We start from the raw sequence: 15,803 nt of genomic DNA, 5'->3' as shown, positions 1-15,803 counted from the left end.
GGGTCTGACCCCAAGGTGGACATTTTTTTGAACCTAGATCGATTACTTGATCTTGGTTTCCTTGTACATCACGTGCTTGCGTGCTTTAGGATCGAACTTCATGATTTCCATTTTGGAAGGCATGGTGCGCTTGTTCTTGGTCGTGGTGTAGAAGTGACCAGTACCAGCGGTCGATTCCAGCTTGATCTTGTCGCGGCCAGTTTTTGCCATGATTCAGCTCCCTATTAAACTTTCTCGCCACGTGCACGCATGTCGGCCAGGACGGCGTCGATGCCGACCTTGTCGATCACGCGCAGACCGGCGTTAGACAGACGCAGGGAGACCCAGCGGTTTTCAGATTCAACAAAAATACGACGGTTCTGCAGGTTTGGCAGGAAACGACGCTTGGTTTTGTTGTTTGCGTGGGAAACATTGTTGCCGACCATCGGCTTCTTCCCAGTAACTTGGCAAACACGTGCCATGGCACACTCCTTGAATTACTTCCGAAATTGGAAAAACAAGAGTATATGGAAATTTCCCAAGATTTTCAAGCACTTGCGAAAAACAATTGTGTCACATTAAATCGTTGAATTTAACAATTAGATTTGACCATGTTCCGCGAAGGAATGCACCTGGTGTCCCGCGACCACAAAATGGTCCAGGATGCGGATATCGACCAGGGCTAGCGCCTGTACCAGCGCCCTGGTCAGCAGCACATCGGACTCGCTTGGCGCAGGCGATCCGGACGGGTGGTTATGGGCCAGCATGACGGCGGCGGCGTTGCGCGCCAGCGCTTCCCGCACCACTTCGCGCGGATAAACGCTGGTATGGGTGAGCGTGCCGCGAAACAATTCGCAGGCTTCGATCAAGCGGTTTTTCACGTCCAGGAACAGGACGTGGAAGGATTCATAAGGCTGGCCGGCCAGCGAAAGGCGCAGGAAATCTTTGACTGCGTGCGGCGAGGAAAGCTCTTCGCCGGCTGTCATTTCCTCGGTAATGGCGCGCCGTGCCAATTCGACAACAGCTTGCAGCTGGGCGTATTTGGCGGCGCCCAGGCCGGGCATGGCCGTGAAATCGGTCCGGCTGGCGTGGATCAGGGCGCGCAGGGAGCCGAAACGCCCCAGCAGGTCGGTCGCCAGCGCCACCGCGTCCTTGCCGGGGATGCCGACCCGCAGGAAGATCGCCAGCAGTTCAGCGTCGGACAGGGCTTGCGGCCCGGCTCTTAACAATCGTTCGCGTGGGCGCAGTTGTTCTGGCCAGTCTGAGATCGCCATGGTCACCTCCATCGCCCATTATCTGGCCCGGGCCGGAGGGCCTGTTTGCGCTGGGTCAGGTTTTGCTCGGGTCAGGGCTGGCTGCCACGCCGCGGGCCGCCCGATGGCTTACAATAGCGTTTTGCCTGTCACCAGAGTTGTTTCCATGTCTAACGTTGTCACTGCTTCGGCTTACCTCACCCTGCATTACCGCCTGGCCGCCATGGATGGCACCAATATCGTTTCCACCTTCGAAGGCAACCCTGCCACCCTGATGCTGGGCCAGGGCCAGTTGGCGCCGAACCTGGAAGCGCTGCTGATCGGCCTGCCGGAAGGCACGCACAAGGTGTTCGAGCTGGCGCCGGGCGAAGGCTTCGGTCCGCGCAACCCGGACCTGGTGCAGGCCGTGTCCCGTGCTACGCTGGAAGAAAACTCCGATCCGGACAATGAATACAAGGTCGGCGACCTGGTCGACTTCAACGCGCCCAAAGGCGGCCGCTTTGCCGGCGTGCTGCGCGAACTGCGCGACGACGTTGCCATCTTCGACTTCAATCACCCGCTGGCCGGCCAGCCGGTGAAGTTTGAAGTGAACCTTATCTCTGTGCTGTAAAAGAACAATGGACAAAGAAATCCTCCTCGCCCAGCCGCGCGGTTTTTGCGCCGGCGTTGACCGCGCCATCGAGATCGTCGAACGCGCGCTGCAGCAGTTCGGTGCGCCGATCTACGTGCGCCACGAGATCGTGCACAACGCCTATGTGGTGGAAGACCTGCGCGCCAAGGGCGCCATCTTCATCGAAGAACTGGACGACGTCCCGGCCGGCAATACCCTGGTGTTCTCTGCCCACGGCGTGTCGAAAGCGGTGCGGGCGGAAGCGGAAGCGCGCGGCCTGTCGATCTTCGACGCGACTTGTCCGCTGGTGACCAAGGTCCACGTGGAAGTGGCCAAGATGCGCAAGCAGGGCTGCGAGATCATCATGATCGGCCACGACGGCCACCCGGAAGTCGAGGGCACCATGGGCCAGACCGATGAGGGCATGTACCTGGTCGAAACAGTGGAGGATGTGGCCGGCCTGCAGGTCCGCAATCCGGAGCAGTTGGCCTATGTGTCGCAAACGACACTTTCCGTGGATGATACGGCACAAATCATCGAAGCCCTGAAGGCAAAATACCCGAATATTATTGAGCCGAAAAAAGGCGACATTTGCTACGCCACCACCAACCGCCAGGAAGCCGTGAAATTCATGGCGCCGCAGGTGGAAGTGGTGATCGTGGTCGGCTCGCCGAACAGCTCCAACTCGAACCGCCTGCGCGAAGTGGCACAGAAGAAGGGCACCCCGGCCTATATGGTGGACAACGCTTCCCAGATCGATCCAGCCTGGCTGGAAGGCAAGCTGCGTGTGGGCGTGACCGCTGGCGCTTCGGCGCCGGAAGTGCTGGTTGAAGCGGTCATCAACCGCCTGAAAGAGCTGGGCGCGAAGAGCGTGCGCACCCTGGACGGCGTGGAGGAGGCGGTGACTTTCCCACTGCCGAAAGGCCTTGATGGCGGCAAAAACAACAGCGTCCAGTGATTTGGGCCGAACCTTATAGAATTTAATTTAGAATATTGCGGATTTTCCACGATTAGTTTTCCGGAAACCTCGCTATCATGGCGAACGCTTCCAAACGGCGGCACCACGAGGGAAACCTTGGGTGCCGTTTTTTATAGTTCTTAAGGGCATACTCGATGGATACCTTTATCCAACAAATTCTTAACGGCCTGGTGCTGGGCAGTATGTATGCGCTGGTCGCCCTCGGTTATACGATGGTGTACGGCGTGCTGAACCTGATTAACTTCGCCCATGGCGACGTGCTGATGATCGGCGCGATGATCGGCCTCTCCATCCTGAATTTGTTGGGCGTGTATGCGCCGGACTTGCCGGGCTACCTCCAGTTGGGTATCGCCATCATCGGCGCGATCCCGGCCTGCATGCTCGTGAACATCCTGATTGAGCGCATTGCCTACCGCCGCCTGCGCAACGCTCCGCGCCTGGCGCCCCTGATTACCGCCATTGGCGTTTCCTACCTGTTGCAGACCTTCGCCATGATGATCTGGGGGCGCAACCCGCTGCCATTCCCGCAACTGCTGCCGAGCGATCCGATCATGGTGGGCGGCGCCGTGATCACGGTGACCCAGGTGCTGCTGCTGGTGCTGGCCGCGGTCTCGATGTTCGGCCTGGTGATGCTGGTCGAGCGTACCCGCATGGGCCGCGCCATGCGCGCCGTGGCGGAGAATCCGCGGGTCGCCGGCCTGATGGGCGTGGACTCGAACAAGATCATTGTCGCGACCTTCGCGATCGGTGCGGCGCTGGCTGCCGTGGCAGGCGTGATGTGGGGCGCGAACTATGCCTCCATCCAGTTTGCGATGGGCTTCATGCCTGGCCTGAAGGCCTTCTGCGCCGCGGTACTGGGCGGCATTGGCAATATATACGGCGCCATGATCGGCGGCATTGTGCTGGGCATTATCGAAGCGCTGGGCGCTGGTTATATCGGTGAACTCACCGGCGGTTTCCTCGGTTCGCACTACCAGGACATCTTCGCCTTCATTGTGCTGATCCTGGTGCTGACGGTGCGTCCGTCCGGCATCATGGGCGAACGCGTGGCCGACCGCGCCTGATGGGAACCTGAACATGCTGACTTTCGACATTCAAAAGAATCCAAAGCAAGCCTACACCAGCATGGCGTTGTTGCTGGCCGCGCTGATCATCTTCCCGTTCGCCGCCGCGCCATTCGGGAACTCGTGGGTGCGAATCGCCGACCTGGCGCTGCTGTACATCATGCTGGCGGTGGGCCTCAATATCGTGGTGGGATTTGCCGGCCTGCTGGACCTGGGCTACATCGCGTTCTATGCAGTGGGTGCTTACATGACCGGGCTGCTGGCGTCGCCGCAATTCGCGACCGTGCTGGAGTCACTGATCAACATGCATCCCGCCTTTGGCGAAGCGCTGGCGGCCATGCTGGGCGAGGATATCCGTACCAACGGCATCCATCTCTCGGTATGGGTAATCGTGCCGCTGGCCGCCGCATTGGCCGGCCTCTTCGGTGCGCTGCTCGGCGCTCCTACGCTGAAGCTGCGCGGCGATTACCTGGCTATCGTTACCCTGGGCTTCGGTGAAATCATCCGTATCTTCATGAACAACCTGAATGATCCGGTCAACATCACCAACGGCCCGCAGGGCATCAACCTGATCGATCCTATACGCGTGTTCGGCGTGAACCTGGCAGGCGAGCAAGGCTCGCGCGCCACGGTGTTCATCGGCGATTTTTCGATGCCATCCGTGAATGCCTATTATTTCCTGTTCCTGGTGCTGACCATTGCCACTGTGTTCGTCACTTCGCGCCTGCAGCACTCCCGCCTGGGCCGCGCCTGGGTGGCGATCCGCGAGGACGAAATCGCGGCCAAAGCCATGGGCATCAACACCCGCAACGTAAAACTGCTGGCGTTCTCGATGGGTGCCACCTTCGGCGGCGTGGCTGGAGCCATGTTCGCTTCGTTCCAGGGCTTCGTGTCGCCGGAATCGTTCTCGCTGACCGAGTCGATCGCGGTTCTGGCGATGGTAGTGCTGGGCGGTATCGGCCATATCCCGGGCGTGGTGCTGGGCGGCGCATTGCTGGCGGCACTGCCCGAGATCCTGCGCCATGTGGTGGAACCGCTGCAAATGAAGCTGTTCGGCAAGGTATTGATCGAATCCGAAGTGCTGCGCCAGTTGCTGTACGGCCTGGCTATGGTGGTGATTATGCTGACGCGTCCTGCGGGCCTGTGGCCATCGCCCAAGCATGAAGAGCGTCCGGATGCGGACTCGGACTCCAAAGGCCAGTCTACCGGCGTAATGGCTGCATGAGGTTAGTAGAGATGAGCGAACAAGTAATCCTGAATATTGAAGGCGTCAACAAACGCTTCGGCGGCCTGCAGGCGCTGACCGACGTGCGCATCAAGATCAACAAGGGCCAGATCTATGGCCTGATCGGCCCGAACGGTGCCGGCAAGACCACCTTCTTCAACGTGATCACCGGCTTGTACCAGCCGGACACCGGTACCTTTGAGCTGGCCGGCAAGCCGTACTCGCCGTCGGCCCCGCACGCGGTGGCCAAGGCAGGCATTGCCCGCACCTTCCAGAACATCCGCCTATTCGGCGAAATGACTGCGCTGGAAAACGTGATGGTGGGCCGCCATGTGCGTTCGCACCAGGGCGTGTTCGGGGCGGTGTTCCGCCACAAGGCCGCACGCGAGGAGGAAGCTGCGATCCGCAAGCGGGCGCAGGAGCTGCTGGACTTCGTTGGCATCGGCCAGTTTGCCAGTCGCACGTCCAAGTACCTGTCCTATGGCGACCAGCGTCGCCTTGAAATCGCCCGCGCATTGGCCACCGATCCGCAGTTGCTGGCGCTGGACGAACCGGCTGCGGGCATGAACGCGACCGAGAAGCTGGCGCTGCGCGAGCTGCTGGTCAAGATCAAGGACGAGGGCAAGACCGTGCTGCTGATCGAGCACGATGTGAAGCTGATGATGGGCCTGTGCGACCGCATCAGCGTGCTGGAATACGGCAAGCTGATTGCCGAAGGCTTGCCGGCCGAGATCCAAAGCAATAAAGCAGTGATTGAAGCCTATCTGGGAGGAGCGCACTGATGGGCGCCAATGTTCTGAAAGTTTCGGGCCTGAAGGTCGCATACGGCGGCATCAAGGCAGTCAAAGGCATCGACCTGGAAGTCAACGAGGGCGAACTGGTCACCCTGATCGGCGCCAACGGCGCCGGCAAGACCACCACGCTGAAGGCGATCACCGGCACGCTGCCACCATGCAAGGTGGAGGGCACCGTGGCCTATATGGGCCAGTCGCTGAAGGGCTCGCATTCCTTCCACCTGGTAGAGAAGAAGCTGGCCATGGTGCCGGAAGGCCGCGGCGTGTTCACGCGCATGACCATCACCGAAAACCTGATGATGGGCGCCTATACCATGCACGACAAGGCGGCGATTGCAGCCGATATCGAGAAGTGGTTCAGCGTGTTCCCGCGCCTGAAAGAGCGCGCCTCGCAACTGGCCGGCACCCTGTCCGGCGGCGAACAGCAGATGCTGGCCATGGCGCGCGCGCTGATGTGCCATCCGCATTTGCTGTTGCTGGACGAGCCTTCGATGGGTCTGTCGCCGATCATGGTCGAGAAGATTTTCGAAGTGATCCGCGACGTGCACAAGCAGGGCATCACCGTCCTTCTGGTGGAGCAGAACGCCAAGCTGGCGCTGCAGGCCGCCAATCGTGGCTATGTGATGGAGTCCGGCTCGGTCACCATGACCGGTAACGCAAAAGACATGCTGGACGACCCGCGTGTCAAGGCGGCCTACCTCGGGGAATGATGAATCACGAGGGCGCGCCGATGCAACTGGCGCGCCAGTCCGCCTGGTTCATGGAATACCTGCGCGCAGCACGCGCACTGCGCCTCCAGTCGTGGTGCATCGGCGCGGGTGCAGTACGTACCCTGGTGTGGGACGCGCTGCACAATGCGCATAACGCCGACGCTTTGCCGGATGTCGATCTGGCCTATTTCGCCGCCTCGAACGTGTTACCTGCGCGGGATGCCGGGCTGGCGCAATTGCTTGGACCGCGATGGGAGGCCGTCAACCAGGCCGGCGTGCATCGCTGGTATCCGTTTCCAGTCGCGCCGTTTGCATCCCTGGAAGAAGCCGTCGCCACCTGGCCCGAATACGCGACTTGCGTGGGCCTGTGGCTGGACTGGAACGATGAATTGCATGTTATCGCCCCGCATGGCCTGGATGACCTGTTCGGCCTTGTGGTGCGCCACAACCCCTTGCGCGCCACGGCCGAGATGTACCGCGCCCGCGTGGTGCAGAAACGCTACGCGGAGCGCTGGCCCAGGGTGCAGGTGATTCCTGCTTAAGACAGCAGGGCGGCGAACCGCTCGATATCGATGTTGCCGCCGCTAATCAGCACACCTACGCGCTTGCCGCGCAGTTCTTCCTTCATCTTGCGTACTGCCGCGAAGCCCAGGCAGCCGGTAGGTTCGACCACGATCTTCATGCGCGCGGCAAAGAAGCGCATTGCATCGACCAGTTCCGCATCGCTGACGGTCAGGATGTCGTCCACTTCGCGCTGGATGATGGGGAAGGTCAGTGAGCCCAGGTGCTGCGTCTGGGCGCCGTCGGCGATGGTTTTCGGGGTGTCGATGTGGACGATGGCGCCGCTGCGGAACGATTGCTGGCCGTCGTTGCCCGCTTCCGGCTCCACGCCGTACAGCCTGCACTTCGGCGACAAGGCGCGCGCCGCCAGCGCGGAACCGGACAGCAGGCCGCCGCCGCCCAGGCAGACGAAGAGGTAATCCAGTTCGCCCACCTCATCGAACAGCTCCTTGGCCGCGGTGCCCTGGCCGGCAATCACGTCAGCGTGGTCGTACGGCGGAATCAGGGTCATGCCTTTTTCTTCGGCCAGCTTGCGGCCGATGGCTTCGCGGTCTTCCTTGTAGCGGTCATAGATCACCACATTGCCGCCGTAACCGCGCGTGGCGGCGACCTTGGACGCCGGGGCGTCATGCGGCATGATGATCGTGGCTGGAATGCCCAAGAGCTTCGCCGACAGCGCAATAGCCTGGGCATGGTTGCCGGACGAGAAAGCCACCACGCCGGCCTTGCGTTGGGCCTCGTTGAAGCGCGAGAGGGCATTGAAGCCGCCGCGGAACTTGAAGGCGCCCATGCGCTGCAAGTTCTCGGCCTTGAAGAAAATCTCCGCACCCGACTCTTCGTTGGCGGTGCGGGATGTCAGTACCGGCGTGCGGTGGGCATAGCCTTCAATGCGTGCGGCTGCTGCGACGATGTCTTCGTAGGTGATGCTCATGGTTCTCCTTCCTTACCAGGGCCAGGGGATGTTCCGGCCGATATTGTTGGCGAGGGCGCGCTGGTACAGCATGCGCACCGTGGTGAGGTCCTGCAGGGCGATGCCCGTCATATCAAAAATCGTGATGTCGCCGGCCGTGCGTGGCGCCGCGCTTGCGCTTGCGGCCAGCAGCTCGCCCAGTTCCGCAGCGGGCAGCTCGCAGGCCCATTGCAGTTCGCCGATGTGCCGCGCCTGCGCCAGGTCGTCGGCCCACAAGCGTGCGCGCTCGAGCAGGCCTGCAGGCAGCTCGCGCTTGCCTTGCGTGTCGGCGCCAACGGCATTGATGTGCGTTCCGGCACGTACTGCGCCTGCGCTGAAGAGCATGCTGTGGCCTGGTGTAGCGGTGATGATCACATCCGACGCCGCAACCGCTGCATCGGCGGCTGTGGTGCGCGCGCCTCCCGCCAGAGCCACCTCGCAGCGTCCCGCGAACAGCGCTTCAAATGCCGGCGCCTGCCGGCCGTCCGAGGTGACGTAACGTATGCGCTTGAGGGAAGGCAGGGCGTGCAGCGCATATTCAACGTGCCCGCAGGCTTGCACGCCGGTGCCAAACACGCACAACGCTTCGCTCTCGGCGCGCGCCAGCAGTTCAAGCCCGAACGCGCCTGCGGCGGCGGTGCGCGCGGTCGTTACCGCGTTTCCGTCGGCGATGCACAGTGGACGGCCGCTGCGCGGGTCAAAGAGCATGATGGTTGCCTGGTGCGCCGCGCCGCCAGCTTCGCGGTTGGCAGGCCAGAAGCCCGCGGCTTTGAAACCCAGCAGTTCCTGCGAAGGCACATCGCCCGACTTGATGCCGAAGATCGCGCTGCCAGGCAGCTCTTCGCGCACCAGCGGGAAGACGCGCGCCGCGCGCGCGGCGTGCAAGACAAAGGCTTCGCGCACGGCTGCGCGCACGTCGCCTGGCTGCAGGAGCGCGGCGACTGCGTCGCGGTCGAGCAGCAGCAGGCAGGCGTCGTTACTTGGCATAGTTGTAGACAGTGGCGCGGGATACGCCCAGGTGGGCGGCGATGGTTTCCATCGAACGCCGCATTTCCAGCAAGCCTGCATCGGCCAGTTCGCGCAGCAGGGCGCGGCGGTCGTCGGCTTTCAGTGCCCGCGGCGTGGTGGAGAGGCGGGCGGCGAATTGCTCGATATGGGCACGGATCGCATCGGCGCCGGCCGCCGGGGCCAGGGACTCGATCGGGGCCGCCGCCGGGTCGACATTGCTGAACTGGCCCAGCATGGCTTGCAGGCTGCGGAACAGGTTCAGGTCCACGTTCATGCAGAGCGCGGCGATGTAGCGGCCTTCGCTGTCCTTGATGCCGACCGAGGTGCTTTTCGCTGGACGGCCGTCAGGGAAGCTGTTCGGGTAATTTGCCAGCACTTGCGGGAAAGCCGGGTCGGCAATGCGCGCTAGCCCCAGTTCGGTTGCCGGTTCGCCAACCGCGCGGCCGGACAGGTTATTGTGGATTGCCAGCACGGCATGCCCCGGGTCGAGCAGGTCGTGCAGCACCACTTCGGTGAAGGGCGCCAGCGTGCGGCCAAGCCCTTCGGCCACATGCTTCATCTGGTCCAGCAGGTGCTGCTGCTCGGGAGTTCGTTTCATCATTGAGACAGATTATCTCGTTTTAGATGAAATGTAAACGTGCTCCCGTAAACAAAAAAAGCCCCGGGCAATTGCCGGGGCTCGGGAAGGACACCCGCTGAGAGGAAACCACGGATGCCGAGGAGACCTGCGTACAGCGTTGCTGCATGGCCGGCCGTCCGGGCCGGCCGGGTAAATCGTTACTGTTTCTTGGCTGCGGTAGTGGCTGCGGTGGTGAACTGGTTCACCGCTGCATTCACGTTGGCTTCGAAGGTTTCAGCAGCAGCCTTGGCGCTCTTGGTGAACTGCTCGTAACCGGCGTTGGCGTTGTTCAGGGCGGACTTGAACAGGGCCACGGCGCTTTCGCTGCCGGCTGGGGCGTTCTTGCTCACTTCGTCAACCAGGGAGATCACCTTGCGGTTGGTCTCGGCGATCTGGGATTCGGCGGCCTTGCTGAATTCAGCGCCGGTGCCGGAAGCGATCGATGCCAGGTGACGGCTGTAAGCGATGGCTTTTTCAGCAACTGGCTGGGCCTGGGCAGCGGTCAGCGTGAAGAACTCTTGCGGGTCCTTGGCAGACAGCAGCTGCCGGGTTGCGGCCGACGATTCTTCCAGCGAAGCCTTGGCAGCGGTGATGTTCAGGTCGACGAACTTCTCAACGCCTTCGAAGGCTTTGTTGGTCAGCGAAGAAAAGAGTGCAAATTGGCTTTCGAAGTTTGCCTTGGTGGCATTGGAAAACTGCTCAGGAATCGCAAACATTGGACTCTCCAAATAAGTGAATTAGTCGTTGGAACTTGATGTTTCTACAACGGAAAACAACGCATTGTGCAACGCAACAAAGGCAATTATCCGGGTTCAGGATTCAAAGTCAAGCGCTTTTTGTGCATTGCACAAAGTAACTAACCTGTTGTCAGTAAAGGGATTCTGGCCAGATAAATCATAAGTATTGCTGCCCAGCAGGGTCTCTGGCGACGGTGCTAGAATGCAGCAGATGCGTTCCCTCTTTTCCCCTGTCCCGCTGTTCTTTGTCTTCCTGTGGAGCACCGGTTTCATTGTGGCCCGCTACGGCCTGCCCTATGCACCGCCGTTGACCTTCCTGCTGCTGCGCTTCCTGGGCGTGTTGGCGCTCCTGGCGCCGCTGGTGTTGCTGCTGCGCGCGCCGTGGCCGAAAGGGAAGGTGGCCCATGTGGCTGTCGCTGGCATCCTGTTGCAGGCGGGCTACCTGAGCGGGGTGTGGTGCGCCATCAAACTGGGCATGCCGGCCGGGCTGTCGGCCCTGATCGTCGGCATGCAGCCTATCCTGACCGCGTTTGCGGCGCCCTTGATTGGCGAACGGGTGCGTCCGCGCCAATGGCTGGGGCTGGCTTTCGGTCTGGGCGGGGTGGCGCTTGTCGTTTATGCGAAGATCACGCTGGTTGGGCTCAGTTGGCAGGCGATCGGGTTGGCCGTGTTCGCCCTGTTGTCAATTACCGCCGGCACGCTCTACCAAAAGCACTTTTGTCCAAAGTTCGACTTGCGCAGCGGCACCGTCATCCAATTCGCCGCCTCCTTGGTGCTGGTATTGCCGTTTGCCTGGCTGCTGGAAGACATGGCAGCGGTGCAGTGGACGGCCCAATTCCTGGCTGCCTGGGCCTGGTCGGTGCTCGCCTTGTCCATCGGTGCGATCTTCCTTCTGTTTGCGCTCATTCGACGCAGTGACGCGACCCAGGTCACCAGCCTGCTGTACCTGACGCCGCCCACGACGGCCCTCATGGCCTGGGGCATGTTTGGCGAAGTCTTGAACGGAATGGGCGTTGCCGGTATGGCACTGGCAGTGATTGGAGTAATATTTGTGGTTAAGCAACCCAACTAGGCGAGAATCATGATCAGCTCCCCAGCACAGCAGGCCGTCGACGCAGCCATCACCACACGCCGCTCGATCCGCGCCTTCCTGCCCACCCCGGTGCCGCGCGAAGATATCGAAGCCATCCTGGAAGTGGCAGCCCGCGCGCCTTCCGGTACCAATACCCAGCCCTGGCAAGTATATGTGCTGAGCGGCGCCATGAAGCAAGCTTTGTCGGCAAAGATCCTGGCGGCCTATGCCGATCCTGAACAGAACCGGCTGCATACCGAGGAATACGCCTACTACCCGCGCGAGTGGGTGTCGCCCTACATCGACCGCCGCCGTAAAGTGGGCTGGGACTTGTACGCGCTGCTTGGCCTGACGCGCGAGAACAAGGCTGGTATGGCCGCCCAGCACGGCCGCAACTTCGAGTTCTTTGGTGCGCCGGTTGGCTTCATCTTCACGATCGACCGCATCATGGAGCAGGGCTCCTGGCTTGATTATGGGATGTTTTTGCAAAGTATCATGGTGGCGGCACGCGGCCGTGGCCTCGATACCTGCCCGCAGGCAGCTTTTACCCAGTACCACCGCATCATCAGCGAAGTATTGGGCCTGCCGGCCAGTGAAACTGTTGTATGTGGGATGTCGCTTGGCTATGCTGATAGTGGCAAAATTGAAAACACGCTGGTAACCGAGCGCGAACCCATTGCCAAATTTGTTAAATTTATGGAGTGAACAAGCTTCCGTTGCAGTCTCGCGTCACTCTGAAAAATGTGTATTGTGAGGCTGAAAACTTTACTTCGGAAATGCTTGCGCGAGAATCTGATTTTGCTACACTGCAACTAGCGATTCTGCTGCTTCACACCGGGGAATGACGAATGAAGAAACTTGCTATTAGCGCGCTTGTGTCCTTGCTGTGCGCATCGGCTTCGATGGGGACTGCGCAAGCGGCCGTCAAGAAAGCTGGTACCCGCTATGCCGCTCCCGCCAGCAAGGCTTACGTCGTCAAACGCACCGTCAAGGTCCGCGGCAAGAGCAAGGTTGTCTACGCACGCGTCACCAAGGTGAATGACTTCAACCGTCCCACCATGGGCGACTTGGCCGGCCTGAACCTGGTGCGCGATCCCCTGGACCTGAAATCCAATGTGGCCCTGGTGCTGGACCAGGCCAATTCCGAAGTCCTGTTCGAGAAGAATGCCGGCGTGGCCCTGCCGATCGCCTCGATCACCAAGATGATGACCGGACTGGTGGTGGTGGAAGCCAACCAGGACCTCGATGAAGTGCTGACCGTGACCGACGAAGACGTCGACCGCGAAAAATTCAGCTCCTCGCGCCTGAAAGTCGGTGACCAGCTGACCCGCCGCGACATGCTGCACATTGCCCTGATGAGCTCGGAGAACCGTGCCGCGTCCGCACTTGGCCGCAACTATCCCGGCGGTTTGCCATCCTTTGTGGCGGCAATGAATGCCAAGGCCCAGTCGCTGGGCATGGCCGACAGCCAGTTCGTCGATTCGAGCGGTCTGTCGAAACGGAATATGGCCAGCGCCCGCGACCTGGCGAAGCTGGTGCAGGCCGCCTACGAACATCCGATCCTGCGCGAATTCTCCACCGATCCGAAGGCCCTGGTCGAAGCGAGCGGCCGTCCGCGCTGGTTCGGCACCACCAATCGCCTGGTGGCCGCCAACTCGGGCTGGGAAATCGGCCTGCAGAAAACCGGCTTCATCAACGAAGCCGGCCGTTGCCTGATCATGCAGGCCATGGTGGAAGGCCGCGCCGTCATCATGGTGCTGCTCGATGCCAAGGGTTCCGCGGCGCGTGTGGCCGATGCCACCCGCATGAAGAACTGGCTGGTTTCGCTGAAGCCAACCTTTGGTGAGAATGTCAGCGGCGCCAGCACCGGCGCCCAGTCTTACTCGGGGATGTAACCCAGGGTGGCGGAGATCTGGTTGGCGGTATTGACCAGGTCTTCCAGCCAATCGTCCTGCAGCCGGTCTGCCGGCGCGGAAATCGACAAGCCTGCCACCAGTTTGCCGGAATCGTCGCGGATGCCGGCCGCCATGCAGCGCACGCCCAGCTCCAGTTCCTCGTTGTCACGCGCATAGCCGCGTGCGCGTACCAGGCTCAATTCGCGCTCCAGGCGCGCCAGGTCGGTAATCGAATTCTTGTTGTGGCCGGCCAGCCCGGTGCGGGTGGCATAGGCGCGGATCGCCTTCGGTTCGTCCACCGACAGGAACAGCTTGCCGGTCGACGTCAGGTGCAGCGGGCCGCGTGCGCCAATCGCGCGCACCACCTGCATGCCCGAACGCTCGGAGTAGGCGCGGTCGATATACACGATCTCATCGCCCTGGCGCACCGACAGGTTGATGGTCTGCTGCGTCTTCTTGTGCAGGGCGCGCATCGAATCGAGGGCGGCTTCGCGCACCGACAGGCGGCTCTTGACCACATTGCCCAGTTCCAGCAGGCGCATGCCCAGGCGGTAGGTGCCGGGCTCGACGCGGTCGACAAAGCGCGTCACCACCAGGTCGTTCAGGATGCGGTGGGCGGTGGAAGGGTGCAGCCCGGAGACTTTCGAAAGTTCCTTCAGGCTCACCGGATCAGGGTATTTCGCAAGAGCGTCCAGCAATGCAGTCATGCGCTCGATCACCTGGATCGTGGTTTTCTGCTCTTGCGGGGGCAAGGTTTCGCTTTTCATAATGTGGTTGGTGCAGTGCGGTATAGGCAGACTTATTTATACCATGATGTGAAAAAAATGGGAATTCTGTCGCTATAATCCGTGTCCATGGAACCTACTAGCGAATTTAAAAGCAAGAGCGGCCTGAAGCGTATTTTCTCGGCCTTTTTCTACTCCCTGCAGGGCCTGCAGACCGCCATCCGTTCCGAGCATGCTTTCCGCCAGGAACTGTTCGTTTTCGTCATCGGCACCATCGCCGCCCTGTTATTGCCCGTTTCGGCGTTTCAGAAACTGGTGTTGATCGGCAGCATGGTGATCGTGCTGATCGTTGAACTCATCAATTCCGCGATCGAAGCGGTCGTGGACCGGGTGTCGCTGGAACGCCATCCGCTGTCCAAGAACGCCAAGGATTTTGGCAGTGCCGCTGTGCTGCTCTCTTGCCTGCTGTCGGGCGCTGCCTGGCTGGTGGTGTTGGTGAACCGCTTCTTTTAATTACTTTCCTGTATAACGAACGACGAAAGTATTCGTTCGTATTTATATAAGGGGCAGTTAATCTGGCATCTCCAAACATTAAGGGGAAACCAGATGCTGTCCAGGAAACTGATTGCTGCTGCCTTGTTTGCCACCGCCGCAGTGGCGCAGGCAGCTGACGTGAGCTTGCTCAACGTCTCCTACGATCCGACCCGCGAGCTGTACCAGGATGTCAACGCTGCCTTTGCCAAGGAATGGAAGGCCAGGACCGGCGACAACGTGAAGATCAAGCAGTCGCACGGCGGTTCCGGCAAACAGGCGCGCGCCGTGATCGATGGCCTGGAGGCCGATGTAGTGACGCTGGCGCTGGCCTACGACATTGACGCCGTCGCCGAGCGTGGCTTGCTGAACAAGGATTGGCAGAAGCGCCTGGGCCATAATGCTTCCCCCTATAGCTCCACCATCGTCTTCCTGGTCCGCAAGGGCAACCCGAAAGGCATCAAGGACTGGAGCGACCTGGTCAGGCCGGGCGTGGCAGTGATCACCCCGAACCCCAAGACTTCCGGTGGCGCGCGCTGGAACCACCTGGCCGCTTATGGTTACGCGCTGCGCCAGCCGGGCGGCAGCGATGCCGCTGCCCGCGAATACCTCAAAAAGCTGTACAGGAACGTGCCGGTGCTCGATTCCGGCGCACGCGGCGCCACCACCACTTTCGTGGAACGCGGCATCGGCGATGTGCTGATTGCCTGGGAAAACGAAGCCCTGCTGGCGATCAAGGAACTGGGCCCGGACAAGGTTGAAATCGTGGCGCCTTCCGTCTCGATCCTGGCCGAGCCCCCCGTGGCCGTGGTCGACAAGGTGGTCGACAAACGCGGCACGCGCAAGGTGGCCGAGGCCTACCTGAACTTCCTGTACACCGACCAGGCCCAGGCCATCATCGCCAAGAACTACTACCGCCCAAGCATCGAGAAGGAAGCGAAGAAATACGCCGCCCAGTTCCCGAGCGTGAAGCTGTTCCGGCTCACCGACGTCGCTGGCGACTGGACTGCCGCGCAGAAGACCCATTTTGCCGACGGCGGCGTATTTGACCAGATCTACCAGCCTGGCGCGAAAGTCGCGGGCCAGTAAATC

20 protein-coding genes are annotated in these 15,803 nt (G+C 61.1%); 12 read left to right on the top strand and 8 right to left on the bottom strand.

All coding sequences use genetic code 11. The features are described 5' to 3' along the window. Positions 1 to 42 precede the first annotated feature (42 nt). From rpmG to radC, 3 genes are all read right to left on the bottom strand, one after another. On the bottom strand, positions 43 to 213 hold the full coding sequence (gene rpmG / locus ACWBU6_RS24210) for a 50S ribosomal protein L33 (protein ID WP_028101815.1): 171 nt from the start codon (positions 211 to 213) through the stop codon (positions 43 to 45). An 11-nt stretch (positions 214 to 224) separates the two neighbouring features. After that, positions 225 to 461: a 50S ribosomal protein L28 gene (gene rpmB, locus ACWBU6_RS24205; protein WP_008451488.1), complete on the bottom strand. Its 237-nt coding sequence runs from the start codon at positions 459 to 461 to the stop codon at positions 225 to 227. A gap of 117 nt (positions 462 to 578) precedes the next feature. Beyond that, positions 579 to 1,253 (bottom strand): RadC family protein, encoded by a 675-nt coding sequence (gene radC, locus ACWBU6_RS24200; RefSeq protein WP_452645885.1) that lies wholly within the window; start codon positions 1,251 to 1,253, stop codon positions 579 to 581. A gap of 145 nt (positions 1,254 to 1,398) precedes the next feature. Here radC and ACWBU6_RS24195 point away from each other — a divergent pair, with 145 nt between their 5' ends. The 7 genes from ACWBU6_RS24195 to ACWBU6_RS24165 all read left to right on the top strand — a co-directional run bounded on the left by ACWBU6_RS24195 (position 1,399) and on the right by ACWBU6_RS24165 (position 7,156). Next, entirely contained in the window at positions 1,399 to 1,842 is a 444-nt protein-coding gene (locus ACWBU6_RS24195; protein WP_452645884.1) for an FKBP-type peptidyl-prolyl cis-trans isomerase, read from the top strand. A gap of 7 nt (positions 1,843 to 1,849) precedes the next feature. Beyond that, positions 1,850 to 2,800 carry a 4-hydroxy-3-methylbut-2-enyl diphosphate reductase gene (gene ispH, locus ACWBU6_RS24190; protein ID WP_452645883.1) on the top strand — a complete coding sequence of 317 codons (951 nt, stop codon included), beginning with the start codon at positions 1,850 to 1,852 and terminating at the stop codon, positions 2,798 to 2,800. 155 nt (positions 2,801 to 2,955) lie between these two features. Then, the gene (locus tag ACWBU6_RS24185; RefSeq protein WP_452645882.1) at positions 2,956 to 3,885 is read left to right on the top strand and encodes a branched-chain amino acid ABC transporter permease; all 930 of its coding nucleotides are present in this window, start codon (positions 2,956 to 2,958) and stop codon (positions 3,883 to 3,885) included. A gap of 13 nt (positions 3,886 to 3,898) precedes the next feature. Beyond that, on the top strand, positions 3,899 to 5,110 hold the full coding sequence (locus ACWBU6_RS24180; protein WP_452645881.1) for an ABC transporter permease subunit: 1,212 nt from the start codon (positions 3,899 to 3,901) through the stop codon (positions 5,108 to 5,110). Between the two features lie 11 nt (positions 5,111 to 5,121). Continuing rightward, on the top strand, positions 5,122 to 5,892 hold the full coding sequence (locus tag ACWBU6_RS24175; protein WP_452645880.1) for an ABC transporter ATP-binding protein: 771 nt from the start codon (positions 5,122 to 5,124) through the stop codon (positions 5,890 to 5,892). After that, positions 5,892 to 6,614 carry an ABC transporter ATP-binding protein gene (locus ACWBU6_RS24170; protein WP_452645879.1) on the top strand — a complete coding sequence of 241 codons (723 nt, stop codon included), beginning with the start codon at positions 5,892 to 5,894 and terminating at the stop codon, positions 6,612 to 6,614. Before ACWBU6_RS24175 ends, ACWBU6_RS24170 begins: the two co-directional genes overlap by 1 nt. Further along, positions 6,611 to 7,156 carry a nucleotidyltransferase family protein gene (locus ACWBU6_RS24165; protein WP_452645878.1) on the top strand — a complete coding sequence of 182 codons (546 nt, stop codon included), beginning with the start codon at positions 6,611 to 6,613 and terminating at the stop codon, positions 7,154 to 7,156. The genes ACWBU6_RS24170 and ACWBU6_RS24165 overlap by 4 nt, the downstream gene beginning before the upstream one ends. Here the strand turns inward: ACWBU6_RS24165 and ACWBU6_RS24160 are convergent. The 4 genes from ACWBU6_RS24160 to ACWBU6_RS24145 form a co-directional block, all read right to left on the bottom strand. Then, entirely contained in the window at positions 7,153 to 8,106 is a 954-nt protein-coding gene (locus ACWBU6_RS24160; RefSeq protein WP_452645877.1) for a threo-3-hydroxy-L-aspartate ammonia-lyase, read from the bottom strand. The genes ACWBU6_RS24165 and ACWBU6_RS24160 overlap by 4 nt on opposite strands. Before the next feature lie 12 nt (positions 8,107 to 8,118). After that, on the bottom strand, positions 8,119 to 9,111 hold the full coding sequence (locus tag ACWBU6_RS24155; RefSeq protein WP_452645876.1) for an ornithine cyclodeaminase family protein: 993 nt from the start codon (positions 9,109 to 9,111) through the stop codon (positions 8,119 to 8,121). Beyond that, on the bottom strand, positions 9,101 to 9,733 hold the full coding sequence (locus tag ACWBU6_RS24150) for a helix-turn-helix transcriptional regulator (RefSeq protein WP_452645875.1): 633 nt from the start codon (positions 9,731 to 9,733) through the stop codon (positions 9,101 to 9,103). Before ACWBU6_RS24150 ends, ACWBU6_RS24155 begins: the two co-directional genes overlap by 11 nt. A 176-nt stretch (positions 9,734 to 9,909) precedes the next feature. After that, on the bottom strand, positions 9,910 to 10,467 hold the full coding sequence (locus ACWBU6_RS24145) for a phasin family protein (RefSeq protein ID WP_452645874.1): 558 nt from the start codon (positions 10,465 to 10,467) through the stop codon (positions 9,910 to 9,912). 232 nt (positions 10,468 to 10,699) lie between these two features. On the opposite strand from ACWBU6_RS24145, the gene ACWBU6_RS24140 reads away from it, so the two are divergent. The 3 genes from ACWBU6_RS24140 to ACWBU6_RS24130 all read left to right on the top strand — a co-directional run bounded on the left by ACWBU6_RS24140 (position 10,700) and on the right by ACWBU6_RS24130 (position 13,455). Further along, positions 10,700 to 11,560, top strand: coding sequence for a DMT family transporter (locus tag ACWBU6_RS24140; RefSeq protein WP_452645873.1), 861 nt, complete (start codon positions 10,700 to 10,702; stop codon positions 11,558 to 11,560). A 9-nt stretch (positions 11,561 to 11,569) separates the two neighbouring features. Further along, entirely contained in the window at positions 11,570 to 12,265 is a 696-nt protein-coding gene (locus tag ACWBU6_RS24135; RefSeq protein ID WP_452645872.1) for a nitroreductase, read from the top strand. 143 nt (positions 12,266 to 12,408) lie between these two features. Beyond that, positions 12,409 to 13,455 (top strand): serine hydrolase, encoded by a 1,047-nt coding sequence (locus ACWBU6_RS24130; RefSeq protein WP_452645871.1) that lies wholly within the window; start codon positions 12,409 to 12,411, stop codon positions 13,453 to 13,455. Here ACWBU6_RS24130 and ACWBU6_RS24125 read toward each other — a convergent pair. Further along, positions 13,440 to 14,222, bottom strand: a complete 783-nt coding sequence (locus ACWBU6_RS24125; RefSeq protein ID WP_452645870.1) for an IclR family transcriptional regulator — start codon at positions 14,220 to 14,222, stop codon at positions 13,440 to 13,442. The genes ACWBU6_RS24130 and ACWBU6_RS24125 overlap by 16 nt on opposite strands. An 87-nt stretch (positions 14,223 to 14,309) precedes the next feature. On the opposite strand from ACWBU6_RS24125, the gene ACWBU6_RS24120 reads away from it, so the two are divergent. Continuing rightward, positions 14,310 to 14,693, top strand: a complete 384-nt coding sequence (locus tag ACWBU6_RS24120) for a diacylglycerol kinase (RefSeq protein ID WP_452645869.1) — start codon at positions 14,310 to 14,312, stop codon at positions 14,691 to 14,693. 93 nt (positions 14,694 to 14,786) lie between these two features. Then, positions 14,787 to 15,800, top strand: a complete 1,014-nt coding sequence (locus ACWBU6_RS24115) for a sulfate ABC transporter substrate-binding protein (RefSeq protein ID WP_452645868.1) — start codon at positions 14,787 to 14,789, stop codon at positions 15,798 to 15,800. Positions 15,801 to 15,803: the final 3 nt, after the last annotated feature.

Source organism: Pseudoduganella sp. HUAS MS19 (assembly GCF_053615455.1).
The sequence above is the reverse complement of the archived record's forward strand: the minus strand, read 5'-3'. Positions and strand labels throughout refer to the sequence as shown.